The sequence below is a fragment of the Streptomyces canarius genome, from assembly GCF_014650735.1.
Classification (GTDB): domain Bacteria; phylum Actinomycetota; class Actinomycetes; order Streptomycetales; family Streptomycetaceae; genus Streptomyces; species Streptomyces olivaceoviridis.
The window spans coordinates 14,007-40,384 of record NZ_BMVN01000049.1; the positions used below are offsets into that span (position 1 = coordinate 14,007).

Annotated in this window: 19 protein-coding genes and 3 pseudogenes; 6 read left to right on the forward strand and 16 right to left on the reverse strand. The window is 71.5% G+C overall.

The window, feature by feature from the left end; translation table 11 throughout:
- Positions 1-98: 98 nt before the first annotated feature.
- Positions 99-1,223, forward strand: a pseudogene (locus IE294_RS49905) (DMT family transporter); the annotation flags it as partial.
- 506 nt (positions 1,224-1,729) lie between these two features.
- On the opposite strand, the gene IE294_RS38880 reads toward IE294_RS49905, so the two are convergent.
- The gene (locus IE294_RS38880) at positions 1,730-2,914 is read right to left on the reverse strand and encodes a transglycosylase family protein (RefSeq protein ID WP_189894107.1); all 1,185 of its coding nucleotides are present in this window, start codon (positions 2,912-2,914) and stop codon (positions 1,730-1,732) included.
- 272 nt (positions 2,915-3,186) lie between these two features.
- On the opposite strand from IE294_RS38880, the gene gnd reads away from it, so the two are divergent.
- Positions 3,187-4,626 (forward strand): NADP-dependent phosphogluconate dehydrogenase, encoded by a 1,440-nt coding sequence (gnd, locus tag IE294_RS38885; RefSeq protein WP_189894108.1) that lies wholly within the window; start codon positions 3,187-3,189, stop codon positions 4,624-4,626.
- A gap of 780 nt (positions 4,627-5,406) precedes the next feature.
- Here the strand turns inward: gnd and IE294_RS38890 are convergent.
- Together IE294_RS38890 and panD are read right to left on the reverse strand one after the other, a co-directional pair.
- On the reverse strand, positions 5,407-5,751 hold the full coding sequence (locus IE294_RS38890) for a GNAT family N-acetyltransferase (RefSeq protein WP_189894109.1): 345 nt from the start codon (positions 5,749-5,751) through the stop codon (positions 5,407-5,409).
- 38 nt (positions 5,752-5,789) lie between these two features.
- Positions 5,790-6,212 (reverse strand): aspartate 1-decarboxylase, encoded by a 423-nt coding sequence (gene panD, locus IE294_RS38895; RefSeq protein WP_189894110.1) that lies wholly within the window; start codon positions 6,210-6,212, stop codon positions 5,790-5,792.
- Positions 6,213-6,474: 262 nt separating this feature from the next.
- Between panD and IE294_RS38900 the strand changes: the two are divergent.
- Positions 6,475-7,073: pseudogene (locus IE294_RS38900) on the forward strand (transposase); the annotation flags it as partial.
- Positions 7,074-7,317: 244 nt separating this feature from the next.
- Here IE294_RS38900 and IE294_RS38905 read toward each other — a convergent pair.
- A complete protein-coding gene (locus IE294_RS38905; protein WP_189894111.1) occupies positions 7,318-8,310 on the reverse strand; it encodes a YncE family protein in 993 nt (330 codons plus the stop codon).
- Between the two features lie 393 nt (positions 8,311-8,703).
- On the opposite strand from IE294_RS38905, the gene IE294_RS38910 reads away from it, so the two are divergent.
- Positions 8,704-9,081, forward strand: a complete 378-nt coding sequence (locus tag IE294_RS38910) for a type 2 periplasmic-binding domain-containing protein (protein ID WP_373315923.1) — start codon at positions 8,704-8,706, stop codon at positions 9,079-9,081.
- A 230-nt stretch (positions 9,082-9,311) separates the two neighbouring features.
- On the opposite strand, the gene IE294_RS38915 is transcribed toward IE294_RS38910, so the two are convergent.
- The 4 genes from IE294_RS38915 to IE294_RS38930 all read right to left on the reverse strand — a co-directional run bounded on the left by IE294_RS38915 (position 9,312) and on the right by IE294_RS38930 (position 13,772).
- Complete coding sequence (locus IE294_RS38915; protein WP_189894112.1) at positions 9,312-10,043, reverse strand: hypothetical protein; 732 nt, start codon at positions 10,041-10,043, stop codon at positions 9,312-9,314.
- 300 nt (positions 10,044-10,343) lie between these two features.
- Positions 10,344-11,465, reverse strand: coding sequence for a PP2C family protein-serine/threonine phosphatase (locus IE294_RS38920; RefSeq protein WP_189894113.1), 1,122 nt, complete (start codon positions 11,463-11,465; stop codon positions 10,344-10,346).
- Between the two features lie 625 nt (positions 11,466-12,090).
- Positions 12,091-13,419 (reverse strand): diaminopimelate decarboxylase, encoded by a 1,329-nt coding sequence (lysA, locus tag IE294_RS38925; RefSeq protein ID WP_189894114.1) that lies wholly within the window; start codon positions 13,417-13,419, stop codon positions 12,091-12,093.
- 14 nt (positions 13,420-13,433) lie between these two features.
- Positions 13,434-13,772, reverse strand: coding sequence for an SAV_915 family protein (locus IE294_RS38930; protein WP_189894115.1), 339 nt, complete (start codon positions 13,770-13,772; stop codon positions 13,434-13,436).
- Positions 13,773-14,088: 316 nt separating this feature from the next.
- Here IE294_RS38930 and IE294_RS38935 point away from each other — a divergent pair.
- Positions 14,089-14,656: pseudogene (locus tag IE294_RS38935) on the forward strand (universal stress protein).
- 5 nt (positions 14,657-14,661) lie between these two features.
- Here the strand turns inward: IE294_RS38935 and IE294_RS38940 are convergent.
- The 7 genes from IE294_RS38940 to IE294_RS38970 all read right to left on the reverse strand — a co-directional run bounded on the left by IE294_RS38940 (position 14,662) and on the right by IE294_RS38970 (position 24,684).
- Positions 14,662-17,202 (reverse strand): DUF4118 domain-containing protein, encoded by a 2,541-nt coding sequence (locus tag IE294_RS38940; RefSeq protein ID WP_189894116.1) that lies wholly within the window; start codon positions 17,200-17,202, stop codon positions 14,662-14,664.
- A 1-nt stretch (position 17,203) separates the two neighbouring features.
- A complete protein-coding gene (locus tag IE294_RS38945) occupies positions 17,204-17,887 on the reverse strand; it encodes a response regulator (protein ID WP_189894117.1) in 684 nt (227 codons plus the stop codon).
- A 133-nt stretch (positions 17,888-18,020) separates the two neighbouring features.
- Positions 18,021-18,689, reverse strand: coding sequence for a potassium-transporting ATPase subunit C (locus tag IE294_RS38950; RefSeq protein WP_189894118.1), 669 nt, complete (start codon positions 18,687-18,689; stop codon positions 18,021-18,023).
- Positions 18,690-18,694: 5 nt separating this feature from the next.
- Positions 18,695-20,794: a potassium-transporting ATPase subunit KdpB gene (kdpB, locus tag IE294_RS38955; protein WP_189894119.1), complete on the reverse strand. Its 2,100-nt coding sequence runs from the start codon at positions 20,792-20,794 to the stop codon at positions 18,695-18,697.
- Positions 20,795-20,826: 32 nt separating this feature from the next.
- Positions 20,827-22,488: a potassium-transporting ATPase subunit KdpA gene (gene kdpA / locus IE294_RS38960; protein ID WP_189894120.1), complete on the reverse strand. Its 1,662-nt coding sequence runs from the start codon at positions 22,486-22,488 to the stop codon at positions 20,827-20,829.
- A gap of 7 nt (positions 22,489-22,495) precedes the next feature.
- A complete protein-coding gene (kdpF, locus tag IE294_RS38965; protein ID WP_016434100.1) occupies positions 22,496-22,585 on the reverse strand; it encodes a K(+)-transporting ATPase subunit F in 90 nt (29 codons plus the stop codon).
- 257 nt (positions 22,586-22,842) lie between these two features.
- Positions 22,843-24,684 carry an APC family permease gene (locus IE294_RS38970; protein ID WP_189894121.1) on the reverse strand — a complete coding sequence of 614 codons (1,842 nt, stop codon included), beginning with the start codon at positions 24,682-24,684 and terminating at the stop codon, positions 22,843-22,845.
- Positions 24,685-24,971: 287 nt separating this feature from the next.
- On the opposite strand from IE294_RS38970, the gene IE294_RS38975 reads away from it, so the two are divergent.
- On the forward strand, positions 24,972-25,538 hold the full coding sequence (locus IE294_RS38975; protein ID WP_229917771.1) for a hypothetical protein: 567 nt from the start codon (positions 24,972-24,974) through the stop codon (positions 25,536-25,538).
- Positions 25,539-25,541: 3 nt separating this feature from the next.
- Here IE294_RS38975 and IE294_RS48220 read toward each other — a convergent pair whose 3' ends face one another.
- Positions 25,542-26,036, reverse strand: a complete 495-nt coding sequence (locus IE294_RS48220; RefSeq protein WP_229917773.1) for a hypothetical protein — start codon at positions 26,034-26,036, stop codon at positions 25,542-25,544.
- Between the last annotated feature and the right edge of the window lie 342 nt (positions 26,037-26,378).

Genomic DNA, 26,378 nt, shown 5'->3' on the forward strand with positions numbered 1-26,378 from the left:
ACGACGGGAAGCACCCGGGCGGGCAGAGTGTTGGCCATGGAAGCCGACCGTACGCCGCGCCGGGCCCAGGACGCCCGTCGCACGCAGAGGAGACACCGATGAGCGCCCTGGCGTTGTCCGTGCTCCTGTCGGTCGTCTCCGCCCTGGCCTACGCGGGCGGAGCGATCGTGCAGGAGCAGGTCGCGGTGTCCTCCCCCGACAGCGGGTACCTGCCGCTGCGCCGGCCGGGCTGGTGGGGCGCGCTGGCGCTCAACGGCCTCGGCGGCGTGCTGCACGTCGTGGCGCTGGCCTACGGTCCGCTCAGCCTGGTCCAGCCGCTCGGCGCGCTGACCATCGTCTTCGCGCTGCCCATGGCGGCGCTGTGCGTCGGCCGCCGGGCCGGCGCGACCGCCTGGCGCGGCGCCCTCATGGCCACGGTGGGCCTCGCCGGTCTGCTCTCCCTGGTCGGCTCCTCCTCCGCGCACTCCCTCACCCCGGCCCAGCGGCTGGCGGTCGCGGTGGTCACCGGCGGGGCGGTGGTGGCGCTGATGTTCGCGGGCCTGGCCGCGCACCGGCATCCCGCCGTGCGCAGCGTGCTGCTCGCCACCGCCTCCGGCATCGCGTTCGGCATGGCGTCGGTGTTCACCAAGACCGTGGCCGTCGACTGGAGCCACGGCATCGCACTGGGCGACCTGCCCTCGCTCGCGGTGATCGGCCTGTTCTCGGCCGCCGGCGTCCTGCTGTCCCAGGCCTCCTACCGGGGCGGCGGCCTCGCCGCCCCGCTGGCCACGCTGACGGTGGTCAATCCGGTGCTGGCCGCCGCGGTCGGCATCCTGATGTTCGGCGAGACGTTCCGCTACGGCACCACGGGCACCGTGCTCGCCCTGGGCTGCGGGGTGGTGGCGGCGGGCGGACTGATCATGCTGACGACGGAACGGCTGACCCGCGAGCCTGCGCCGGCCTGGGACGAGCCTGCGCCTTCCTCGGCGGCGGCCTGGGGCGAGCCGGTGTCCGCTGTTCCGGCGCCGGCCGTCCGGTCGTCGGCCGAGGTGCCCTCCGCGCAGGGTGTGCCGGTCGCCGCGGAGCCGACGCGAACCGCCGAGCCGGCGGCGCGGGGCGCCGAGAACACGCGTCTCGCCATGCCGCACCAGCGCAAGGCCGTGGGTACGGGGACGGAACGGGGCGGGCGCGCGGAGAGCGGCGCCGGGGTGGCCGAGTCGGGGGTGCGCGCCGAGGCGGGTGAGTCGGTTGGCGATGGCGGGCCGGTCGAGCGGGTGGTGCTCGCGGAGGTGGCCGCGCCGACGGTCCGCGCCGGGGCGGCCGAGGCCGTGGCACGCGCCGAATCCAGCGATGCGGTCGTCCACGCCGGGGCGGCCGAACCGGTTGGCCACGCCGGGCCGGTCGAGTCGGTTGGCCATGGCGGGCCGGTCGAGCGGGTGGTGTACGCCGGGACGGCCGAGGCCGTCGCGCGCGCCGAGTCCAGCGAGGCGATCCTGCACGCCGGGGCGGCCGAAGCGGTGGTGTGCGCTGGGGTCGCCGAACCAGTCGGCCGCGCCGGGCCGGTCGAGCGGGTGGTGCGCGCCGGGGCGGCCGAGTCGGTCGTGTCCGGGCTGGTGGTGTCCGGGAGCGGCGCGGCGGGCGCCGACGGGGCCGGGCCGACCGGCGACGCCGTGCTCCCGGTGTCGTACACCCCGCTGCCCGCGGGCGTCGCCGTACCGCTGCCGCTGCTGGACCTGCACCCGTACCCGCGTCACATCCTGACGCCGCCTGCCCGGAGGTAGGCGAGCGGGTCGACGTCCGAGCCGAATCCGGGCCCCGTCCGCACCTCGAAGTGCAGATGCGGGCCCGTGACGTTCCCGGTGGCGCCGGAGCGGCCGATGCGCTGGCCCGCGGTGACGCCCTGGCCGTTCCGCACGGCGATAGCCGACAGGTGGGCGTACTGGGTGTAGCGGCCGTCGGCGTGCCGGATCACGACCTGGTAGCCGTACGAGCCACCCCAGCCTGCGGCCACCACGCGTCCGGCCGCCGCCGCCCTCACGGAGGTGCCGGTCGGCACGAGGAAGTCGACGCCGGTGTGGTAGCCCTTCGACCAGTGCGAGCCCGCGACGTGGTAGCCGGTGCCGACGGACGCGGTCACCGGGGCGACGAGCGCGTGCCGGGCCGGGGGTGTCGTGCGGTGGGTGGTGGGATGCTCCGAAGGGGCCTTCTTCTTCGGTGCCTTGGGGGGTGCGGAGCGGGTCGGGGTGCCGTTCACGCTGAGCCGCTGCCCCGGAATGATCAGGTCGGGATCGGTGCCGATCGTGGCGCGGTTGCCCGCGTACAGCGTGCGCCAGCCGCCCGTCACATGGTGGTCGCCGGCGATGCCGGAGAGGGTGTCGCCGTGCACCACTGTGTACATCTCGGCACGGCCGGCCCGGGACTGCGGGGTGGTCTGCGGCTGCACGTCCTTGACGGAGCCGGAGTGGGTTGAGCCGGAGTGCGCGAGGCCGGAGCGCGCGGAACCGGTCTTCGCGGGGCGCGTGGAGCTGGTCTCGGTGTGGACGTCGGGGGCGGGTCCGCCCCGGGTCAGGGCGGCCCGCACCGAGCACACCGGCCAGGCGCCCGGCCCCTGCCCGTCGAGGACCTTCTCGGCGACGGCGATCTGCTCCGCCCTGGTGGCCAGGTCGGCGCGCGGCGCGAACCGGATGCCGCCGTAGGCCTCCCAGGTGGACTGGGTGAACTGGAGCCCGCCGTAGTAGCCGTTGCCCGTGTTGACGGTCCAGTTGCCGCTGGACTCGCAGGCGGCGACCTTGTTCCAGGTGGCCACGTCGGCGGCGTCCGCGGTGCCGGCGGCGACCAGCGGGATCGCGAGGCCGGCGCCGCCCGCCGTGACGGTGAGTGAGGCGCGGTTGATCCTGTTCGGCTGGTACCGGCGGTGCCGGCCGCGTACGGCCATGTCCGAAATCCCCTCGCCATGCGTCAGGAGCGGCAAAAGTAAGCGCCACGAACAGGCCATGACAAGACAGGAAATCGGCCTCCTGTGCGACCCAAGTGGCCGGGAACGGCCCCTGTTTGATCCGACGGGCCGGTCAGTGAGGCGGCCGGCGGCTCCGCTGCGTACACATGCGTGGCGGGTCGGATGTGCGCTCGCCGTAGCGGCACGTCAGGATGGGCGAGGGCCCGTACTGACGGAGCCGTAGTACACGAGGCAACCAGGGAGCAGGCGGTATGAGCACTTCAGCGCAGATCGGTGTCACGGGCCTTGCGGTCATGGGCCGCAATCTCGCGCGGAACTTCGCGCGCAACGGCTACACGGTCGCCGTGCACAACCGTACGGTGTCGCGGACGAAGGCGCTGGTCGAGGAGTTCGGGGACGAGGGCGACTTCGTCGGGGCCGAGACCGCCGAGGAGTTCGTGGCGGCCCTGGAGCGTCCGCGCCGGCTGGTCATCATGGTCAAGGCGGGCCAGCCGACGGACGCGGTGATCGAGGAGTTCGCCCCGCTGCTGGAGCCCGGCGACATGATCATCGACGGCGGCAACGCGCACTTCGCGGACACCCGGCGCCGGGAGCGGGAGCTGCGCGAGCGGGGCATCCACTTCGTCGGCACGGGCATCTCCGGCGGCGAGGAGGGCGCGCTGCACGGCCCGAGCATCATGCCGGGCGGTTCGAAGGAGTCGTACGGGTCGCTGGGTCCGATGCTGGAGAAGATCTCCGCGAAGGCGAAGGACGGGGCGCCGTGCGTGACGCACGTGGGCCCCGACGGCGCCGGGCACTTCGTGAAGATGGTCCACAACGGCATCGAGTACGCCGACATGCAGCTGATCGGCGAGGCGTACCAGCTGCTGCGCGACGTCGCCGGGTACGCGCCCGCGCAGATCGCGGACATCTTCCGCACCTGGAACACCGGCCGGCTGGACTCGTACCTGATCGAGATCACCGCCGAGGTGCTGTCCCACGTGGACGCGGCCACCGGCAAGCCGTTCGTGGACGTCGTGGTGGACCAGGCCGAGCAGAAGGGCACCGGCCGCTGGACGGTGCAGATCGCGCTGGACCTGGGCGTTCCGGTGTCCGGCATCGCCGAGGCCGTCTTCGCCCGCTCGCTGTCCGGCCACGCGCCGCTGCGGGCCGCGTCGCGGGACCTGGCCGGCCCGAAGCCGTCCCCGCTGAGCGAGTCGGAGGCCGCCGCCTTCGCCGACCGGGTGGAGCAGGCGCTGTACGCGTCCAAGATCGTGTCGTACACGCAGGGCTTCCACGAGATCGCCGCGGGCAGCGAGGAGTACGGCTGGGACATCGACCTGGGCGCGGTGGCGTCGATCTGGCGGGGCGGCTGCATCATCCGCGCCGCGTTCCTGGACCGCATCCGCGCCGCCTACGACGCCCGGGCCGACCTGCCGAGCCTGCTGTCGGACGAGACGTTCGCCCGCGAGATCGCCGAGGCGCAGGACGACTGGCGGGAGGTGCTGGTCGCGGCGACCCGTCAGGGGGTGCCGACGCCGGGATTCGCGGCGGCGCTGGCGTACTACGACGCGCTGCGGGCGGAGCGGCTGCCGGCGGCGCTGACGCAGGGGCAGCGGGACTTCTTCGGTGCCCACACGTACCGGCGGGTGGACCGGGAAGGCTCGTTCCACACGCTGTGGGGCGGGGACCGGAGCGAGGTGACCGCGTAGCGCGGTCCGGCTCGAAGGGGCTCGGCCGTCTCGGTCGCCTTGGCCGCCTTGGTCGGTTCGGTCGGGGCGCGGGTGCGGGCGGTGCGTGGCTGGTCGCACCCGCGCGGCGCGGCTGACTCGCATCCGGGTACCGCCCCGCGCCCCTCGGAGGGGCCCGGCGCCTCTCCTGTCCGAGGCGCCGGGCCCCTGTCGTGTCTCAGGTGAGCGGAGGCCCCGGCTCCGGGTTCGGTACGGGCTCCGGGCCCGGCGGGATGGGGGACGGGGACGGCTCCGGGGGGCCCGGATGGGGCGGGGGCGGGCTCGGGTGGGGGCCCGGCGGGGGTGGCGTGGGCTGCGGGACCGGTTCCGGGGTCGGGACCGGGCTCGGGTACGGATCCGGCGGGGTCGGGCCCGGACCCGGTGTCGGGCCCGGCGGTACCGGGTCGGGGTGCGGGTTCGTCATGGTGTCCTCCGGGCAGTCACGGGACGTCGCCTCTGGACTACTCCCCCGCCTACCCGACGGCCGCCCGGCCACTCACCCGACGGCAGCACCGAACGGGACCAGGCGGGTGGCCGACGGGATGTTGAGCGGGCACTCGCTGAGAGACGGCCGGGGGCGGGGCTCGCTGGGAGACGGCCGGGGGCGGGTGCTCGCTGACAGACGGCCGAGGGCGGATGCTCACGGAAAGACGGCTCCGAGGGGCGGCCTCACATCCGGACCGCCCCCGACCGACCGCAGACTCGAACCGCGACCGAGGAGCGACGGCACCCTCGAACCGGCCCGGGCGGACCGCCGCTCGATCAGAAGCGGTCCCGGTGGGCGCGCAGCCAGTCCTTCGCGGCCGACAGCAGTCGGGGGTCGGCCGGCGGGGCCGCCTCGGGGTGGCGTTCGGCCCACTTCACGACGTACGGGCAGAGCGGGGCCACCGGGACGCCCTCGCGCTCGGCGAGGGCGTAGAACTCACGGGCGAGCGATCCGGCGATGCCCTTGCCCTCGTGGGCGGGCTCGACAATCGTGTGGACGGGGACCAGGGCGCGCTCGGGCGCCTCCAGGACGAAGTACTCGATGCGACCGACGACTTCACCGTCGCCGACGGCCTCCAGACGGCCCGCCGCCCGGTCGTCACGGATCTCGGTCTCGCTCATGGGCACGCACGCTCCTGGTCCCGGTCCTGATCAGCCGGTCAGGCAGCCCCGACGGCCTGCGGGCTGCGCTGCTGGTCCGAGCCGGGCACCGGTTCGGACGGGTCGGCGCCGAGGGACACGATCCGGTTGCCGGCGTCGACGTGCACGACCCGGGGCCGCAGCGCGCGTGCCTCCGCGTCGGTGACCTGAGCGTAGCTGATGATGATCACAAGGTCGCCGGGGTGGACGAGGTGGGCCGCGGCCCCGTTGATCCCGATGACCCCGGACCCACGCTCACCCTCGATCACGTACGTCTCCAGCCGGGCGCCGTTGGTGACGTCCACGATGTGCACCAGTTCCCCGGGCAGCAGGTCGGCGGCGTCGAGGAAATCGGCGTCGATGGTCACCGATCCCACGTAGTGCAGGTCGGCCTGGGTGACGGTGGCTCGGTGGATCTTGGACTTGAACAGAGTACGCAGCACTTTGGACTCCTGAAAGACGGCTCCCTGCCTGCTTTGTGCAGGTCAAGGGCGTTCTTCACTGTACACGGGCACGCGTCGGACTCGAAGATCGTGAGGAACGTCGCTTCACTCTGGGGAGAAGGCTCCCCGCCCGCACTTTCGCGCGAACCAGGCTGTTGTGACGCCGTCGACCAGGCGCCTGCTCGGACAGCCGTCTCGGAACATGCGGGGACCGACGCTGATCAGATGCTGACTTACCTGATGACACATCAGGTCGGGTGAGTGGCGGAACGACGGAACCGACCAGGTCGTCCACGAACTACTGCGCTGCCAGGTCCGCGAGAAGGCCCGCCGATCAGAGGACCCGACCCCGGTGTCCTGGACACCCAGAGTGTCCACGCGGCTGCCGGGTCCCGGCCTCCACGACCGGCCGGGATCCGTCGAAGCGGGTCCCGGGCCGCCAACGGGGCCTGGCCGTGGACGTGCTCGGCCTGGTCATCGCGGTGGTCGTCCTCGCCGCGAGCGCGCACGACAACGCCGCGGGCGTCGCCTTGCTGTGCCAGGTCGCCGAACACACCGGCGGAACCGTTGGGAAGGCCCTGGTCGATCAGGGCTTCAAGAACCAGGTCGTAGCGCAGGCATCGACGTCGAGACCGTCGCGCGCAACCCGCAGGAAAGGGGGTTCGTTCCGCAGCCGAAGCGGTGGGGGTCGAGCAGACCTACGGGATCCTGGCACTGCACCGGCGTCCGGTCCGCGACTACGCGTACCACCCGGCCTCGCCCGCCTCCCGCGTCTACTGGACCATGACCCGGGTCATGGCCCGCCGCCTCACCGGCGAGAACACCCCCACCTGGCGCGGACCGCAGACGGTGAGCACGTGAGCGTCCAGCCCCTGCTCGACGCGTTCGGCATCCAGGAGGACGCCGACCGGCTCCCGGCCGCCCCGCCGGACCTGCCCGAGCACCCGGACTACCCCCGCATCTCGGCATCTTCACCGATGTCACCGGCCCGCCGCGGGCCCGAGACGTCTGCGAAGCCCGCGACCACGAACTGCTGCCGAAGGACATTGAAGGCACCCGCGCCAAACTGGAACGCCAGGTCAAGCAGACATCACGAACCGCCCTGTCAGAAATCGATCACCTGCACCGACCCGCAGCAGTTCTGTGTGATCCAGGCGTGGCGGCCGTCCGGCGTCAGCGCGATACGGGTCGGCCCGCCGACGCGGATGGTGTCGGTCACCTTGTTCGTGCTCGTGTCGATGACGGACAGGCTGTCCGAGTGTTCGTTGGTCACGTAGGCGCGGTGGCCGTCGGGGCTCACCACGACGTCCTTCGGGTACGAGCCGACGGGGATGGGGCCGCCGGTCACCTTGCCGGTCGCCGTGTCGACGACGGAAACGGTGCCCAGCAGGTCCGTGACGTATAGCCGGCGTCCGTCGGGTGTCACCGCGAGGCCGTGCGTGAAGTTGCCGAGGCGGCCGGGCCGGCCGACGACCTTGTCCGTGGCCGTGTCGATCACGGACAGGGAGGTGGGGGTCCCGTAGCCGGAGTTGGCGACGTACACCCGGCGGCCGTCGGGGGAGATCACCACGTCGACCGGGGCGCTGCCGACCTTGATCTCGTCGACGACCTTGTCGCTCGCCGTGTCAATCACGGACAGGGAGTCGGAGTAGGAGTTGGCGACGTAGACGCGGCGGCCGTCGGGGGTGACCGCCAGGCCGAACGGACCGTGGCCGACGGGGACATGGCCGATCTCCATGTTCGTGGCCGTGTCGATCACACGCACCGCGGGAAAGACCGTCGAGAGACTGGTGACGTAGGCCCGGCGTCCGTCGGGGCTGATCGCGACGTCCTGCGACTCACCGTCCTGGATGCGGGCGGTCCGCTGCTGCGTGTGCGTATCGATCACCCACAGCCGGCCGAACCAGCCGCTGGTGACATACGCGTGGCCGCCGTCCGGAGATATCGCGACGCCGTACGGCCTGCCGTAGACGTGGACGGAAGAGCGGGGCGAAGGGGGCGGCTCGGTCGACGCCTCGGCGTACGGTTGCACCAACAGACCCACCAGAGCAAGCAGAGCTGCGGCAAGGCCGTACCGGATCCTTGAGCGGGAACTCATGGGCGCCTCCTGCCCCTCTTCCAGGATGCCGCGCTCAGCAGTGCCTGCAAGCGGAGTTCAGCTACGCCCCTCGTACGCCGGCGTCCGCCGCTGCGCAACACCGCCACGCCCTCCCGCGCGTCCCGCGTCGTCGTGCACGGGTCCTGCGCCGCCGCCGCGACGGCGGCGGCGCGGTCGGTGTCCAGGGAAGCGTTGGCCAGCTGCTTGGTGAGGGCGAGGGTGGTGGTCTACGCCGCGCGCCGTTGAGGAGCCGACCGTTGCCATCACCGAGGACCTGGCGCCCACCGGTACACTGCGGGCCGCGATCAATGTGGGCACCTCGCCTTCACCCCTCCCTACGTCATCATCGAAGGGGTCTTCTCAGTCCCCGCCGGTTCGCCCATCACCTCGGTCGTGGATGTCGACCGCGCGGGTGTACGGATCGGGGTGAAGCGCGGGTCAGCCTACGATCTGTTCCTCACCCGTACGCTCCGGCACGCGCGTGTGGTGCGCGGGGACGAAGGCACGGAGGTGTTCCGCGCCGAGGCGCTGGAGGTAGCGGCCGGCCTCCGGCGGCCGATGACCGAGTTCGTCGCGAGACATCCCGAAAACGGTCTCGTCGAGGGCCGGTTCATGCAGATCCAGCAGGCGGTCGGCACCACCAGGAGTCGGCAGCCGGACACGGTCCGGTTCCTCAGCTACATCGTGGAAGAGCTGAAAGCCACTGGCTTCGTCGCCGACTCCCTGCGCCGCGCGGGCCGATCCGACACCTTGGTCGCGCCCCCCGCATAGGCCGGCGGACCGACGCACACCGCTGCTTGCCATCGCCCTGTCAGCTCACGCGGCTTGCGGCCCTGCACGAAGTGGCCACGTGTGTCGCACGGTGGCACACATCTCGAGTCCGCGCCAGGAGGTGTGACGGGTGCTGTAGCCGCTCGTTGGGAGGATGCGCACAGCACGCGTGGGTCGGTTCGATCCGACCCACGCCCCCTTTCGCCGTAGAGTCGCACGACTTCGTACGATCAGCGGCTGGGCAAGCCCGCCGCGAGGTGCCTCTCTGCCAGGGCTTCGATGCGCGCCGAGCGCACGGTCTCGGCGGCTTTCGGCGGCTCCACCGAGACGTGATCCCCGTAGGCGTCGAGTTGGAAGTCGACCGGTTCAGACGCGAAGGTGGGCATGTCCACCACAAGCTTGCGCGGATAGGGCTTGCCGTCGGCCTTGACGAAGACGGTCAGCGAGTTCCCCTCTTCGCCCTGGCGCAGAGGAATGAGGCGCTCACCGTTTTCCGTGACCGCGGGCCCACGGGAGGCGCGTTGGCCGGGTGCCGACAGCTGCTCGGCGATCGTGCGCACAGGATTCAGCGCGCACAAGTCGACCATGCTCTTGCGGATCCTGCCGTCCCGGTCCAGCTCCAGCCATTTGCCGTGGAGCCCCTGGTACAGCTCCTGCTCCTCGGCGCCCAGGGCGCTGCTCCGTTCCAGGAGGCTGTCACTCCAGCGCATCCAGGTACGACCACCACTCCGGACGGCGACGTGGAAGGCTTCGTTCTGGGCATCAACGCGGCAGTTCGCCTTACGGTCGGCACTGATCTCGACACTGCTCCCCATGGCCACCGCGGCCCTGGCCGTCACCCGCACCGATGACGCGTCTTCGAACAACCGAACGGATCGCGACAGCAGCTCACCGTCCGTGCCCTGCCTGTCCTTGCCCGCGTCCCCCGTCCCGCTCTCGCAAGAAGTCAGCCCCAGCGCCACTCCCACCGCACCGAGTACTGCCAGCCGTCTTGCCTTGCCCGAAACCACAAACCCACCCTTACTGTCCCATCACGTGCAGCCGCGACTATAGGCGAGTCCTTAGCCGCTGGAACAATCAAGGGGGTCCACCGCCCACGGCTGACCCGCGGCAGTCCGGCAAGCCTGGCATCAACGTTCCGCCCGACGCCTGCCGCGACCTCACCACCGCAGTTGGCTGGTTGCGCCAGACTTGCGCACGGGACTGTCATATGCGGACCGTCGGTCGGGACGACCCGTGAGGAGTCGTCCGGTGGCCGGGGATCAGACTGCCAGGCGGCGGACGACGACCACGGCCGCGTCGTCCTCGAGGTGTCCGTGGACGTGGGCCAGTAGGTCCTCCTGGAGAAGGCGCAGGAGTTCGTCGGGGTCGTCCTTGGTCCACTCGGGCGCCCGTTCGGTGAACGGGTAGAAGACGCCGTCGGCATTGCGTGCTTCGATGACGCCGTCCGTGTGGAGAAGCAGAAGGTCGCCGACTTCGAACGGGAACGTCTGGACGTCGTAGGCGGCGATACCGAAGGGACCGCCGAGTCCGATCGGAAGGTGGCTCGCCTCGGGCACGAGGGGGGTGATGTGATTCGCGCGCAGGAGCAGCGGCGGCGGGTGGCCGCAGTTGATGAGGTGGACGACCGGATCGTGGTCGGGGATGTCCAGCAGGATGGCGGTGGCGAAGTCCTCGCTGGTGTCCTGCTCTGCCTGTGGCCGCCACTGGCTGGTGTCCCAGCGGAACGCGGCGTCCAGGTGGACGGCGAGGCGGGGCAGGGTGGCCTGCCGGTGGGCGGCTGCGCGGAAGGCGCCGAGCAGCAGGGCGGCGTTGCTGATCGCGGCCAGCCCGTTGCCACGCACATCGCCGATGAGGAGCCGGGTGCTGTGGTGATCGGTGCGTGCGGCCGCGTACAGGTCTCCGCCCAGAGCGGCTTCTTCCTCGGCGGGGATGTACAGCCCGGCGATCCTCAGCGGGCCGCTGCGGGCCGGCAGTGGCTGCAACAGCACGCTCTGCGCCGCCTCGGCCACCGACCGCACCTGGTGCAACTGGCGCTCGCGCCGGTCCCGCACGACGCAGATGCCGGAACAGATGGCAGAGACGACGATGAGAGCACTGATCTGCGCCTGGATGTTGGCGGTGGACAGGCCCCCTCCGAGCACGCCGATCAGCACCTGGGCCGCCACCGCGAGCGCTCCCATCAGTGCCGTCACGCGGGCCCCGGCGAACGCCACCGTGATGGCCGGTGCCGCCACCAGCAGCGGCCCGAGGTGGATGTGCGGCGGAGTCAACACGTCCACCACACAGACCGTGACAATCAGCCCCAGTGGAATCACCATCAGCGCGAATGCGTGATCCGGTCGCCACGAACGCCGGAAATCCGCCCACGGTCGAAAGGCCATACCGCAAGCCTTCCACGCACCTCCGCGTACGGAAATGCGCCGCTCCGAGAACCATGGCCGTGCGATACGTCGTCCCTCGGACGCTCAGGCCAGACAGGTCACCGACAGCGATCAGGGACGGGTCGCTGCACGAGGCCCCGGACTCGATGTCTCCGCAGCGGACCGGCCGCGCCCTTGGATCCGGCCGGCGAGCTCACCGACATGGGAGTGACCACCCGCGTGCAGGACCCTCCCACCACTGTCGACCACGGACCGATAGATACCTCACTGCCCGCAGTCGCCGCGTAGCCGCAACGGTGTGGCTGATCGGCGGCGTGCTGCACCAAGTCGGTACTGGCCGCCTGGGCGGGGAGGAATTCGCGCCGCGGTCACCGGGACGTTGACAGACAAGAACGGCCAGTGAGCGGTTTCCGCGGATCGTCCGGACTGCCGAAGTCGACGGAGGCAGCGAGACAGCGCGGACTGCTGACAGCGCCGGCCCGCGCCCTCGGCTGTTCCGGCCCCGCCGCCACCGGGCAGCACAGCCGCTCAGGTAGCCGTGACGGTGAGGTTCCGGTGCTGGAGTCCGGGCGGGCCGGTCGGCGAGGGAGGATGGGCCGGCCCGCCCGGAGACTGGGGGTGCGGGTCACAGGCCCACGTCGCGGCTGCGGATGTCCGCCAGGGACTCGTGGCGGACCAGCAGGCGGGCCAGGCCGTCGCGCACGGCGACCACGGGCGGGCGGCCGACCAGGTTGTAATTCGAGGCCATGGAGAGGTGGTAGGCGCCGGCCACCGGTACGGCGAGCAGGTCACCGGGGCGGATGTCGGCGGGGAGTTCCACGTCTGCGGCCAGGACGTCGCCGGCCTCGCAGTGCCGGCCCACCACGGTCACCCGGGCCGGGGCCGCGGTGTCGGCCCGGCCGATCAGCCGTGGTGCGTAGCGGACGCCGTACAGGGCCGGGCGCGGGTTGTCGCTCATGCCTCCGTCCACGGCCACGAACACCGTGTCTCCCGTGTGTTTCACCGCCAGGACGTGGTAGACGGCTATGCCCGCGGGGCCCACGATCGCCCGGCCGGGTTCGATGATCAGGCGGGGCACGGGGAGGCCGGCCGTCGCGCACGCGTCGGTGAGTTCCGCGCGGACCCTGCGGGCCAGCGCGGTCAGGTCCAGGGCTTCCTCGCCGGGGCGGTAGGCGATGCCGTGGCCGCCGCCGAGGTCCAGTTCGGGCAGGGTCAGGCCGTGCTGTTCGTACAGCCGGGTCATCAGGCCGACCAGGCGGCGTACGGCGGCGAGGTACGGCTTGACGCTGGTGATCTGGGAGCCCAGATGGCAGTGCAGACCGGTGAGTTCGAGCTGTGGCTGGTCGAGGATGCGGGCGATGGCGTGCTGGGCGTAGCCGTCCGCGATCGACAGGCCGAACTTCTGGTCGTCGGTGCCGGTGCGGATCTTCTCGTGGCCGCCCGCGCTGATGCCGGGCACGACCCGGACCATGACCTTCTGGTGGCCGTCCGGGCCGACGGCGGCGGCCAGCCGGGCGATCTCGGCGGGACTGTCGATGACGATGCGGCCGACGCCCAGACGCAGGGCGGTCTCCAGGTCGCGGGGCGACTTGGCGTTGCCGTGGAGCACGATCCGCTCGGGCGGGAAGCCGGTGGTGACGGCGAGTTCCAGCTCGCCGGCGGAGCAGACGTCCAGGCCGAGGCCCTCCTCGGCCACCCAGTGGGCCATCGCCCGGCACAGGAACGCCTTCGCCGCGTACAGGACTTCGGCCTCGGGGAAGGCGTCCCGGTAGGTACGGCAGCGGTCGCGGACCTCGGCCTCGTCCAGGACGTAGACGGGGGTGCCGAAGCGTTCGGCGACCTCGGTGAGCGGGACACCGCCCACGGCCAGTTCGCCGTGCGGGGGCTCGGTGGTGGAGGCGGGCCACACCGACAGGTCGGCCGCGGTGGTGGTGGGTTCGTGAACCGTTGTCATCGGTGCTGCCCCTCTCAGACGGTCCGCAGTACGGGGATGGCGGTGGTGGCCGGCGGGACCGGCGTGGGAGCCGGAGCGGTGAGCTGCGGGTCCACCGTGACGGTGGTGATGCCGAGCGGCGCGGTCAGCGCGCGCAGCGCGGGCTCGGCGAGCCCGATCCACGCCTGGCCGGCGCCGAGGGTGGCGGTCAGCCGGCTCGCGGAGGTGAAGCCCACGGCGGTGCGGTCGCCGAGCGGGGTGCGGAAGAGCCGGGCCGCACAGCCGGAGGGGCCCGGCCGGACCGGGACGTACAAGGGTCCGGCCGGGATCCGATCGGAGGGCTCGGGATCGTCGCCGTACAGCGGTTCTGTCATGGTGTGCCTCCGGGAGGCGGGGGGTGGATGGTCCGAGGTGCCCCGGTCGCGGGGAGGCGGGCCGGGGCTCGCCATCGACGGTATGCCCGGTGCCCAGGGGGTTCGGGGGCCCCTGACGGGACGCTGACGGGGATGCGGGTGACCTTGACGGGATGCTGACGCCCCTGGTGAGAGAGCCCGGGGCGTCATGTCAGAGGGGCGTCAGGAACTGGCGTTCGGGCCGTTCGGAAACCCCGGGTCGGAGGTGGGATGGAGGCGGTTCCAAGGAGGATCGCCGGTCCGGGACCTCCGGTCGGCGTACGGAGAAGGTGGAACGATGTCCGAGTCCCGCACGCCCCCGTCCGCTCGCGTCGTGGTGGGAGTGAGCGGCTCGCCGGGCGGTCTGACCGCCCTGGCCCGGGCGGCCGGCGAGGCCCGGCGCCGAGGGGCGGGGCTGTGGCCGGTGCTGGCCTGGGAGCCGCCCGGAGGCGATCTCGCGGCCCGCAGGTCCCCCACCCGCGGCCCTCACGGTCCCGGAGTGGGAGCGGCTGGCGCGGGAACGGCTGCTCACGGCGCTGCGTGACGTGTTCGGGAGTACGGCGGCGGAGGTGCCGCTACGGGCGCTGGTCGTCCGGGGCACCCCGGGACCGGCGTTGCTGCGCGTCGCCGACCGGTCCGACGACCTCCTCGTGGTCGGCGCCGGACGGCGGGGCAGGTTCCGCCGGGTCCTGCGGCCGTCGGTCGGCCGGTACTGCCTCGCCCGCGCCTGCTGCCCCGTCCTCGCCGTGCCACCGTCTCCGCTTCCAGAGGCGCTGGCGGTCGTGCACCGCCGGAACACCTGGCGGCTGCGGCTGGACAGCGGCCACCTGGAGCGGGAGTTCCAGACCATGCCGCCCGACGCCTGAGTTCCTCAGGAGGTGGCCGCCGCCGGCAGTTCCGGCTGCTGCCGCCGTCTCGGTGCCGTCGGCACGGCGAGCACCATGGTGAGGCCGCCGCCGGGTGTGTCCTCGGCGTGGAGCGTGCCGCCGACGGCCTCGGTGAAGCCGCGGGCGACGGCGAGGCCGAGCCCGACACCGACGCCGCGGGGCGAGTCGCCGTACCGCTGGAAGGGTTCGAAGATGCGGTCCTTGGCCTCGTCCGGGACGCCCGGTCCGCGGTCGACGACCCGCACCTCGACCCGGTCGGCGAGGGCGCTCGCGGACACCAGCACCTTCTCCCCCGGCGGGCTGTACTTGACGGCGTTCTCGACGACGTTCGCGACGGCCCGCTCCAGCAACCCCCGGTCCACGGCGACCATGGGCAGGGTCTCGGGGATGTCCAGTCCCACGCTGTCCTCGGGCACCCCGCCGAGCGCCATCGGCACGACCTCGTCGAGGTCGGTCTCCCTGACGATCGGGGTCACCGTGCCGGTCTGCAACCGGGACATGTCCAGCAGGTTCCCCACGAGGTGGTCGAGGCGGTCGGCGCCGTCCTCGATGGCGGCCAGCAGCTCGGCCCGGTCCTGTTCCGACCACTCGACGTCGTCGGAGCGCAGTGAGGACACGGACGCCTTGATGCCGGCGAGCGGGGTGCGCAGGTCATGGCTGACGGCGGCGAGCAGCGCGGTCCGTATGCGGTTTCCCTCGGCCAGGTCCTTGGCCCGGTCCGCCTCGCGCTGGAGGCGCTCACGGTCCAGGACGACGGCGGCCTGCGCGGCGAACGCGGCGAGCACGCGGCGGTCGGTGGCGGGGAGCACCCGGCCGCGCAGGGACAGGGCCATGTGGTCGCCGACCGGTACGTCGACGTCCGCCGCCTCCGGGACCTCGGCGGGCTCGGGTCCCACGCTGCCGGCGCGGGTCCAGGGCGCCGTCTCGCCGGTGCGCTCCAGGAGGGCCACCGACTCCATGCCGAAGGTCTCGCGGACCCGTTCCAGCAGTTCCTCCAGGCTGGTCTCGCCGCGCAGGACGTTGCCCGCGAGGAAGGACAGGATCTCGGACTCGGCCCGCAGCCGGGCCGCCTGGTGGGTGCGCCGGGCCGCGAGGTCCACCACCGAGGCCACGGACACGGCGACCCCGACGAAGATCGCGATGGCGACGATGTTCTGCGGATCCGCGATCGTCAGGGTGTGCAGGGGCGGGGTGAAGTACCAGTTGAGCAACAGCGAGCCCGCCACGGCGGAGGCGAGTGCGGGGAAGAGCCCGCCCAGCAGGGCCGCGGTAACCGTCAGGGTCAGGAACAGCAGCATGTCGTTGGCGAGGCCGACGTCCGGAGACGCGCTGTTGAGAAGCCAGGTGAGGAGCACCGGCCCCAGCACGCCGACGAGCCAGCCCCCGACGACCCGGGAGCGTCCCAGACGTGCCCCGCGCGCCACCGGCAGTCCGCGGCCCTTGCCCACCTCGTCGTGCGTGATGAGGTGGACGTCGAGGTCGGGGCCGGAGTCCCGGGCCACCGTGGCACCGACGCCCGGTCCGAACACGTACTGCCAGGTCCTGCGGCGCGAGACGCCCAGCACGATCTGCGTGGCGTTCACGCCCCGGGCGAAGTCCAGCAGAGCAGCCGGTATGTCGTCGCCGATGACCTGGTGGAAGGTCCCGCCGAGATCCTCGACCAGGGTGCGCTGGACGGCGAGTTCCCTCGGGGAGGCGGCGGAGAGGCCGTCGCTCCGGGAGATGTAGACCGCGAGCACCTCGCCGCCGGCCCCCTTCTCCGCCAGGCGTACGGCACGCCGTATCAGCGTCCGTCCCTCGGGACCGCCGGTCAGGCCGACGACGATCCGCTCCCGGGAACCCCAGATGGTGGAGACGCGGTGCTCGGTGCGGTACTCGTTCAGGTACGCGTCGACCCGGTCGGCCACCCACAGCAGCGCCAGCTCCCGCAGGGCGGTGAGGTTCCCGGGGCGGAAGTAGTTGGACAGGGCCGCGTCGACTTTGTCGGGCTGGTAGATGTTCCCGTGGGCCATACGACGGCGCAGGGCCTGCGGGGACATGTCGACCAGCTCGATCTGGTCGGCCCGGCGCACCACCTCGTCCGGAACGGTCTCCCGCTGCCGCACTCCGGTGATGGACTCCACCACGTCACCCAGCGACTCCAGGTGCTGGATGTTGACGGTCGAGACCACGTCGATGCCGGCGGCCAGCAGTTCCTCCACGTCCTGCCAGCGCTTGGCGTTGCGGGAGCCGGGGACGTTGGTGTGGGCCAGCTCGTCGACGAGCGCCACCCGGGGCCGACGGGCCAGTACGGCATCGACGTCCATCTCCTCGAACGCGGTGCCCCGGTATTCCAACTGACGACGCGGGATCCGTTCCAGGCCGTGCAGCATCACCTCGGTGCGCGGCCGGTGGTGGTGCTCCACGAAGGCGACGACGCAGTCGGTGCCGCGCTCGATACGGCGGTGGGCCTCCGACAGCATCGCGTACGTCTTGCCGACGCCGGGTGCCGCGCCGAGGTAGATCCGTAGCTTGCCGCGTGCCATGTCATCCCTCGAAGCGGTAGCCCATGCCGGGCTCGGTGATCAGATAGCGGGGGTGGGAGGGGTCCGTCTCCAGTTTGCGGCGCAGCTGGGCCATGTAGACCCGCAGGTAGTTGGTCTTGCTGCTCTGCGAGACGCCCCAGACCTCCTGGAGCAGCTGCTTCTGGGTGATCAGCCGACCGGGATGGGTCACCAGGATCTCCAGCAGATGCCACTCGGTCGGTGTCAACCGCACGTCCCGCCCGTCTCGCAGGACCTTCTTCGCGAGCAGGTCGATGCTGAAGTCCGCCGTCTCGACCACCGTCGTCTCGGGCACCAGCGGGGTGTCCTCGGTGCGGCGGACGGCGGCCCGCAGCCGGGCCAGCAGCTCGTCCATGCTGAACGGCTTGGTGATGTAGTCGTCGGCGCCGGCGTCGAGGGCCGCGACCTTCTCGTCGGACGCCTGGCGGGCCGACAGGACCAGGATCGGCATGCGGCTCCAGCCCCGAATGCCCTTGATGATCTCCACGCCGTCCATGTCGGGCAGACCGAGGTCCAGCAGGACCACGTCCGGCTGACGCGCGGCGGCAAGCCTGAGCGCCGTGGCACCATCGGGGGCGGCGTCAACGCCGTAGTGGCGCGCCTGCAAGTTGATGACGAGGGCCCGTACGAGCTGCGGGTCGTCCTCCACCACGAGCACCCGGGTCATGGGTGTGTGCCTCTCCTGTCGTACGTCGGGCCGAGCGCGCCAAAGACGGAGCGGCCGACTTCATGGCGGCGGGAGCCGGCGGAACGGGAACGAATCCCGGGCCGTCGGCTCCCGTGTGCGTCGCGTAGGGCCCTCACTTCTTCGCTGCGAGGTCCTTGAGCGCGATGTTGAGCTCCAGGACGTTCACGCGGGGCTCCCCCATGAACCCGAGCGTGCGGCCCTCCGTGTGGTCCTTGACCAGCTTCTCCACCTGTACGAGCGGCAGGTTGTTCTTCTCGGCGACCCGATGCGCCTGGAGTTCGGCGTAGGCCGGGGAGATGTCCGGGTCCAGGCCGGAGCCGGAAGAGGTCACCGCGTCGGCGGGCACCTCCGAGGGCCTGACGGTGTAGCCGGGAACGGAGTTGTCCTTGATGACGGCGGCCTTGGCGTCCTCGACCTGCTTGATCAGGACCTTGTTGTCCGCGGCGAGGTTGGTCGCGCCCGAAAGGAGCAGGTGGTACTGCGTGTTGATGCTGTTGGCTCCGAGCCCGTTCGCCGGACGGCCCTGGAACCACTTCAGGTCGGGCTCCGGCGTCTGCTGACCCTTCTTCAGCGGAAGGTCGTAGGACTGCCCGATCAGGGAGGAGCCGACGACCTTGCCGTCCGCCTTGATCTCCGAGCCGTTCGCCTTGTTGTTGAACAGGCCCTGGGCGATGCCGGTGACGACCAGCGGGTAGATGACGCCCGTCACCAGGGTCAGCACGAGGAGGGCGCGCAGGCCCGCCCCGAGCAACCGGGCGGTGTGGGTAACCGAGTTGTTCATGGCGATCAGCCGATTCCGGGGATGAGGGAGATGAGCAGGTCGATGATCTTGATGCCGATGAAGGGGGCGACGAGGCCGCCGAGGCCGTAGACGGCGAGGTTGCGGCGGAGCATCCTGTCCGCGCTCATCGGCCGGTAGCGCACGCCCCTCAGGGACAGCGGCACGAGCGCGATGATGATCAGGGCGTTGAAGACGACGGCCGACAGGATCGCGGAGTCGGGCGAGGACAGCCGCATGATGTTGAGCTTGTCCAGGCCCGGGTAGACCGCCGCGAAGAGTGCCGGGATGATCGCGAAGTACTTCGCGACGTCGTTGGCGATGGAGAACGTGGTCAGCGCGCCCCGGGTGATGAGGAGTTGCTTGCCGATCTCGACGATCTCGATGAGTTTGGTCGGGTTGGAGTCGAGGTCGACCATGTTGCCGGCCTCCTTGGCGGCCGACGTGCCGGTGTTCATGGCCACGCCGACGTCGGCCTGGGCGAGGGCCGGGGCGTCGTTCGTGCCGTCGCCGGTCATCGCGACGAGCTTGCCGCCGGCCTGCTCCCGCTTGATGAGGGCCATCTTGTCCTCGGGGGTGGCCTCGGCGAGGAAGTCGTCCACGCCCGCCTCCTCCGCGATCGCCTTCGCGGTCAGCGGGTTGTCACCGGTGATCATGACCGTCTTGATGCCCATGCGGCGCAGTTCCTCGAACCGTTCCCGCATGCCCTGCTTGACGACGTCCTTGAGGTGGATGACGCCGAGCACGCGGGCACCCTTGTCGTCCTGTACGGCGACCAGCAGGGGGGTGCCACCCGCCGCGGAGATCCGCTCGGCCATCGCCCCGGCGTCCTCGGCGACCCTGCCGCCCTGCTCCTCGACCCAGGCGATGACCGAGGCCGTGGCACCCTTGCGGACCTTCCGGCCGTCGACGTCCACACCCGACATGCGGGTCTGGGCGGTGAAGGCGATCCACTCGGCGTGCGCCAACTCGCCCTGGTGGCGCTCGCGCAGCCCGTACCTCTCCTTCGCCAGCACGACGATCGAGCGGCCCTCGGGGGTCTCGTCCGCCAGCGAGGAGAGCTGGGCCGCGTCGGCCACCTCCGCCTCCGTCGTGCCGCTCACCGGCACGAACTCCGACGCCTGGCGGTTGCCGAGGGTGATGGTGCCCGTCTTGTCCAGCAGCAGCGTCGACACGTCACCCGCCGCCTCGACCGCACGGCCCGACATGGCGAGCACGTTGCGCTGCACCAGCCGGTCCATGCCCGCGATGCCGATCGCGGAGAGCAGGGCGCCGATGGTGGTCGGGATCAGACAGACCAGCAGGGCGACCAGCACGACCAACGTCAGGTGGGTGCCCGCGTAGTCGGCGAACGGCGGCAGCGTGGCGCAGGCCAGCAGGAAGACGATCGTGAGTGACGCCAGCAGGATGTTCAGCGCGATCTCGTTCGGCGTCTTCTGCCGGGCCGCGCCCTCCACCAGGCTGATCATCCGGTCGATGAACGTCTCACCCGGCTTCGTCGTGATCCTGATGACGATCCGGTCGGACAGCACCTTCGTACCGCCCGTGACGGCGCTGCGGTCGCCGCCGGACTCACGGATGACGGGCGCGGACTCGCCGGTGATCGCCGACTCGTCCACCGACGCCACGCCCTCGACGACATCGCCGTCGCCGGGGATGACGTCCCCGGCCTCGCAGACCACCAGGTCGCCGATCCGCAGTTCGGTGCCCGGGACCCGCTCCTCACGGTCGTTCACCAGCCGCCTGGCCACCGTGTCGGTCTTGGCCTTGCGCAGGGTGTCGGCCTGGGCCTTGCCGCGGCCCTCGGCGACCGCCTCCGCCAGGTTGGCGAAGATGACGGTCAGCCACAGCCAGGCGCTGATGGTCCAGCCGAACCAGTCACCGGGGTCCGTGAAGGAGAAGGCGGTGGTCAGCACCGAGCCGACCCACACCACGAACATCACGGGCGACTTGACCATCACCCGCGGGTCCAGCTTGCGGAACGCCTCCGGCAGCGACTTGACCAGTTGCCCGGGGTCGAACAGGCCGCCGCCGACACGGCCCTCGGTGGGCTTGTGTCCGGTGGGGACGTCGCTGTGCGGCGCCTGGGTGGGGGTGACTGTGGACATGGAGTCCTCTGACTTCTCTGTGCGGGTGGTCATCACGCCAGCCCCTCGGCGAGCGGGCCCAGCGCCAGGGCCGGGAAGTACGTGAGACCGGTGATGATCACGATGGCGCCCACCAGCAGGCCGGTGAACAGCGGCTTCTCGGTGCGCAGGGTGCCCGCGGTGACCGGGACCGGCTTCTGCCCGGCGAGCGAGCCGGCCAGCGCCAGGACGAAGACCATGGGCAGGAAGCGGCCGAACAGCATGGCGAGCCCGGTCATGGTGTTGAACCAGTCGGTGTTCGCGTTCAGCCCGGCGAAGGCCGAACCGTTGTTGTTGGCGGCGGAGGTGAAGGCGTACAGCACCTCGGAGAACCCGTGCGCGCCCGGGTTGAGCATCGAGTGCGGCGGGGTCGGCAGCGCCATGGAGGCGGCCGTGAAGACGAGCACCAGCGCCGGGGTGACCAGGATGTAGGCGGCGGCCAGCTTCATCTCCCGGGCGCCGATCTTCTTGCCCAGGTACTCGGGCGTACGGCCCACCATCAGGCCGGCGATGAAGACCGCGATGACCGCCAGGATCAGGATGCCGTAGAGGCCGGAACCGACACCGCCGGGCGCGATCTCGCCCAGCATCATGCCCAGCATCGTGACGCCGCCCCCGAGGCCGGTGAAGGAGGAGTGGAAGGAGTCCACCGCACCGGTCGAGGTCAGGGTCGTGGCCACCGCGAAGATCGACGAGCCGCCGACCCCGAAGCGGACCTCCTTGCCCTCCAGCGCACCGCCCGCGAGCTGGAGCGCGGGGCCGCGGTGGGCGAACTCGGTCCACATCATCAGGGCGGTGAAACCGAGCCAGATGACGCCCATGGTGGCGAGGATCGCGTAGCCCTGCTTCACGCTGCCGACCAGCACGCCGAAGGTGCGGGTCAGGGAGAACGGGATCACCAGGATCAGGAAGATCTCAAGGAGGTTCGTGAAGGGCGTCGGGTTCTCGAAGGGGTGGGCGCTGTTGGCGTTGAAGTAGCCGCCGCCGTTGGTGCCCAGCTCCTTGATGGCCTCCTGCGAGGCGACCGCGCCGCCGTTCCACTGCTGCGTGCCGCCCATGAACTGGCCGACCTCGTGGATGCCGGAGAAGTTCTGGATGGCGCCGCAGGCGACCAGCACGACGGCGGCGACCGCCGCGATCGGCACCAGGACGCGGAGCGTGCCGCGCACCAGGTCGGCCCAGAAGTTGCCCAGCTCACCGGTGCGTGAGCGCGCGAACCCGCGCACCAGCGCCACGGCGACGGCGATACCCACGGCCGCGGAGACGAAGTTCTGCACGGCCAGACCGGCGGTCTGCACGACGTGACCCATCGTCTGCTCGCCGTAGTACGACTGCCAGTTGGTGTTGGTCACGAACGACACGGCCGTGTTGAACGACTGCGCCGGGTTGACCGAGGAGAAGCCGAGCGAGCCGGGCAGCACGCCCTGGAGCCGCTGGAGCAGGTAGAGGAAGAGGACGCCGACGGCCGAGAAGGCGAGGACCGCGCGCAGGTACGCGGGCCAGGTCATCTCGGTGTCGGGGTCGGCACCGATGCCCTTGTAGATCCATCTCTCCACGCGCAGGTGCCGTGGCGAGGAGTAGACCCGGGCCATGTAGTTGCCGAAGGGGACGTAGACGAGCGCCAGCGCGCCTATCAGGGCGAGCAACTGGAGCACGCCGGCCAGTACGGGACCCATGTCTGTCTCAGAACCTCTCCGGGAAGATCAGGGCGAGGACGAGATAGCCCAGCAGGGCGACGGCCACGACCAGGCCGACGATGTTCTCGGCGGTCACAGCTTGGTCACCCCCTTGGCGACGAGAGCCACCAGCGCGAACGCCGCGAGCACGGTGACGACGAAGGCCAGATCGGCCATCGCTAACTCCTGGAGTGAGGTTCGGTTGAAGCGGACGGTTAGAGGAAACCGCGTCCATGGCTGGATCCGGCCGCCCGTTGACGGCTCCCTTACGGTGACGCTCCCGGCTTTGACGGGACCCTGACGGTCCCTGACCGGTCCCGGCCTGTGGGCCACCACGGCGGTCGGTGACCCGCCTCACAGCAGCCGGAAGCGCAGCCGGCAGATCACCGCGTCCGTCTCCCGGCGTAGTGCGTGCGCGACGACCGCCCCGCGCTGGTTCTGTAGAAGCCGCTGCCACCACCGCTCCGGCTCGGTCTCCGGGATCAGCACGGTGACCCGGGTGCCGGGCTCGGTGGCGGCCACCTCACGGACGTAGGCGGCGATGGGACGGCCGAGCGTGCGCCGGGTGCAGGACAGGCGGACCAGTGGCACCCCGGGGTCCCACTCGGCCCAGGACCGCTCCAGGGCGTGCGACTGGGCGCGGTCCTCCGGGTCCGGGTGGCACACGGTCACCGCACGCACCTCGTCACCGAGCGAGGAGGCCGCCGTGAGCGCCTCCGACGTGAGCCGGGACAGCGAGGACACCGGGACGATCACCAGCGAGCGCTCGCGGTGCGGGCTCTCCGGGATCCGGCCGAGCCCGAGCCGGTTGCCGATCCGGACGTAGGCACGGTGCACTGCCTCGAAGGCGAGCACGAGCAGGGGCAGGGCGATCACGATCAGCCAGGCGCCCTCGGTGAACTTGCTCGCGGCGACGACGACGGTCGCGACACCGGTGAGCAGCGCGCCGAAGCCGTTCAGCAGCGCCTTGCCGCGCCATCCCCGGCCGCGCTCCCGGCGCCAGTGCCGGACCATGCCGACCTGGGCGATCGTGAAGCCGACGAACACACCGATGGCGAACAGCGGCACCAGGGTGTTGGTGTCCCCGCCCGAGAAGAGGAGCAGGGCGGCGGAGACCAGCGCGAGGGCGAGCACACCGTGCCGGTGGACGTGGCGGTCGGCCTTCAGGGCGAAGACGTGCGGCAGGTAGTTGTCGCGGGCGAGCAGCTTCAGCAGCACCGGCAGCCCGCCGAAGGACGTGTTCGCGGACAGGGCCAGCAGGATCATCGTGGCGAACTGGATGACGTAGAAGGCCCAGTTGTGGCCGAGTGAGGCGTCCGCCAGCTGGGCGAGAACGGTGACCCCCTCGACCGGCTGGAGGTGGAAGCGGCCGATCAGCACCGACAGGCCGATCAGCATCAGGCCGAGTACGGCGCCGAGCGCGACCTCCGCGCGCTGGGCGCGGCGGGCCCGCGGCACCCGGAAGGACGGGACGGCGTTCGCGATGGCCTCCACCCCCGTCAGCGCGGCACAACCGGAAGCGAACGCCTTCAGCAGGAGCAGTGCGCCCACGGTGGAGGCGTTGTCGGCGAGCACCGAGGCGTGCCCCGCCGCGGTCGCCGTACTCACCGGGTGGGAGCGGAACAGGCCGACGGCGATGAGGACGAAGATCGAGCCGACGAACACGGCCGTCGGCACGATGAACGCCTTCGCCGACTCCACGATCCCACGCAGGTTCACGGCCGTGATCAGCGCGAGCACCGCCAGGCACAGCCACAGCCGATCGTCGTACAGGGCCGGGAACGCGGACGTCAGGGCCGCCACGCCGGCCGTGACGGCGACGGCGACGTTCAGCACGTAGTCCAGCACCAGGGACGCGGCGGCCACCAGGCTCGTGCGGGCGCCCAGATGTCGCTTGGCGACCGCGTAGGAGCCGCCGCCGTCCGGGAAGGCCGCGATCACTTGCCGGTACGAGGCCACCAGCACCGCCAGCAGGGCGGCGATGGCCGACGTGACCGGCATCGTGAAGCCCAGGCCGTGGGCGCCCGCGGCGGCCAGGACGAGGACGATCGCCTCCGGGCCGTACGCCACCGACGCCATCGCGTCCAGCGACAGCGCGGCCAGGCCGGTGACCGCGGTCAGCCGGTGGTGTTCACCGGTATCGGGCGGCTCCTCGTCGGCGGGGACGGCATCCGGCTCGGTGGTCAGAACGGACATGGGCGCGTGCTCCTTCTTCCTGCAACGCGCGCACCAGGACTGAAGGGTGCGCGGGTGCACCCAGGTTCTGACCGGATCCCGCCGTACCAGACCGTTCCTAGCGACATCTTCGCGCCCGATCGTCCGACCTTGACGGGACCTTGACGGGCGGGTCGGCGCGGACGACCGCCGGTGCCGATGCCCCGGGCGACGCGTTGGATGACCGGACGGCAAAGAACCGCCTGATCTCCGTCAGAGCCGTATCAAGGGGCACCGAGCGGATGCCTCGGGTCACTACCGTCGACGCCATGGGACGCCGTGACGACCTGGGCGGAGGACCGCTCCACGCACACGCGGACGGTCCGGACGGATCCGGTGAGGTGACGAACGACCTGGAGTGGACGCGGGACGTGCGGAGCGCCGCCCGTTGCGCGGGCGTGCTGCTCGTTCTGCTCTTCCTGATCGACTGGGGCTCCGGCCGGATCGCTCCGTGGCGCGCCGCCCTGTGGTGCGCTCTCGCCGGGCTGCTCTTCGTCGTGCTGTACCCCGCCCGGTTCTCCGCGGGCGGGAACTGGCTGGCCTCGCGCCGGCTGCTGCGTGTGCACCGGGTGCGGACCGATCTGCTGGTGTCGGTCCGCTGCCTGGACGGCATCTCCCAACGGCTCCTGCTGCGCGACGCTCTCGGTGGCCGGGTACAGATCGACCCGGAGGTGCTGGTACGCAACCCGCGTCTGTGGGCTCGCCTGGACGAGGGTGCGCGCAAGGCCGCCGGCGAGGGCTTGCTGCTGTGCGGCGCGACCGCCCTACAGCGCATCGCCCGGCGCGTGGACCGGGAAGCCGCCCGCGCCGTCTTCGAAGCCTCCGGCCTGGAGTGAGCGTCAGCTCTTCACGACCGGTCCCGCTGTGTCCAGTGCCGCCCCCGTCTGGTCGGCCAGGGTCACCGCGACCAGCCGGGCCTGGAGCGAGGGGACGGGACCGGGGCCCGGGGTGAGCAGGGAGCGGCCGAGGCAGTGGCCGTTGCCGTAGGTGAGCAGCTCGATCCCGCCCTCGGGCCAGCCGGCGGCGCCGGCGTCCCAGGAACGCCGGCCCACCGTCACGCTGCCGTCGTTGCGCAGCCATGGCGGCTTCCCCATGAGGATCCCGTACTCGAAGCGGCAACCGCGCAGCCCGAGCAGTTCGGTCAGTTCGGTCAGTTCGGTCAGTTCCTGACGGACGTGATCGACGATGGTCTGAGCGGACTCCGCCGACTTCGCCAGTTCCGCCGTCCGGTGGATACGGGTGAGGTGATCCGCGTCGGTGACCGTGACGACCTCCAGCCGGTGGGCCCGGTCCGCGAGCTGGGAGACGATCACGCCGACGGCCGGCAGCAGCACCGCCGTCTCGATGTCGGCAGATGTGGTGATGTCGAAGGTCCGGTACGGCCGGAAGCTGGGTCCGATTGGCGGCTGCGCCGCGGGCGTACCAGGCCGCCGCCGACAGGGCCGCGACCACACCCGCGGTGCGGCTGCCGAGGGCGGCCACCGCGACGACCACCACCACGAGGATCCGTGCCGCGTTGGTGTGCGACAGGCTCGTACGGGACGGGACGAGCGCGAGAGCCACCAGGAACGGGACGGCCAGGCCCACCGCCACGGCGAACCGGTCGGGCCGCGCCCACGTCAGGGCTGGTCGTAGGTCCCTTCCCGACGGTGCGGTCTCCAGGTGCCGGGCAGAGC

Excerpts from the sequence above, each read along its gene's own strand:
- IE294_RS38880 (WP_189894107.1), bottom strand. The coding sequence starts at position 2,914 with ATGGCCGTACGCGGCCGGCACCGCCGGTACCAGCCGAACAGGATCAAC.
- gnd (WP_189894108.1), top strand. The coding sequence starts at position 3,187 with ATGAGCACTTCAGCGCAGATCGGTGTCACGGGCCTTGCGGTCATGGGC.
- IE294_RS38890 (WP_189894109.1), bottom strand. The coding sequence starts at position 5,751 with ATGAGCGAGACCGAGATCCGTGACGACCGGGCGGCGGGCCGTCTGGAG.
- IE294_RS38905 (WP_189894111.1), bottom strand. The coding sequence starts at position 8,310 with ATGAGTTCCCGCTCAAGGATCCGGTACGGCCTTGCCGCAGCTCTGCTT.
- IE294_RS38920 (WP_189894113.1), bottom strand. The coding sequence starts at position 11,465 with ATGGCCTTTCGACCGTGGGCGGATTTCCGGCGTTCGTGGCGACCGGAT.
- lysA (WP_189894114.1), bottom strand. The coding sequence starts at position 13,419 with ATGACAACGGTTCACGAACCCACCACCACCGCGGCCGACCTGTCGGTG.
- IE294_RS38930 (WP_189894115.1), bottom strand. The coding sequence starts at position 13,772 with ATGACAGAACCGCTGTACGGCGACGATCCCGAGCCCTCCGATCGGATC.
- IE294_RS38940 (WP_189894116.1), bottom strand. The coding sequence starts at position 17,202 with ATGGCACGCGGCAAGCTACGGATCTACCTCGGCGCGGCACCCGGCGTC.
- IE294_RS38945 (WP_189894117.1), bottom strand. The coding sequence starts at position 17,887 with ATGACCCGGGTGCTCGTGGTGGAGGACGACCCGCAGCTCGTACGGGCC.
- IE294_RS38950 (WP_189894118.1), bottom strand. The coding sequence starts at position 18,689 with ATGAACAACTCGGTTACCCACACCGCCCGGTTGCTCGGGGCGGGCCTG.
- kdpB (WP_189894119.1), bottom strand. The coding sequence starts at position 20,794 with ATGTCCACAGTCACCCCCACCCAGGCGCCGCACAGCGACGTCCCCACC.
- kdpA (WP_189894120.1), bottom strand. The coding sequence starts at position 22,488 with ATGGGTCCCGTACTGGCCGGCGTGCTCCAGTTGCTCGCCCTGATAGGC.
- IE294_RS38970 (WP_189894121.1), bottom strand. The coding sequence starts at position 24,684 with ATGTCCGTTCTGACCACCGAGCCGGATGCCGTCCCCGCCGACGAGGAG.
- IE294_RS38975 (WP_229917771.1), top strand. The coding sequence starts at position 24,972 with ATGGGACGCCGTGACGACCTGGGCGGAGGACCGCTCCACGCACACGCG.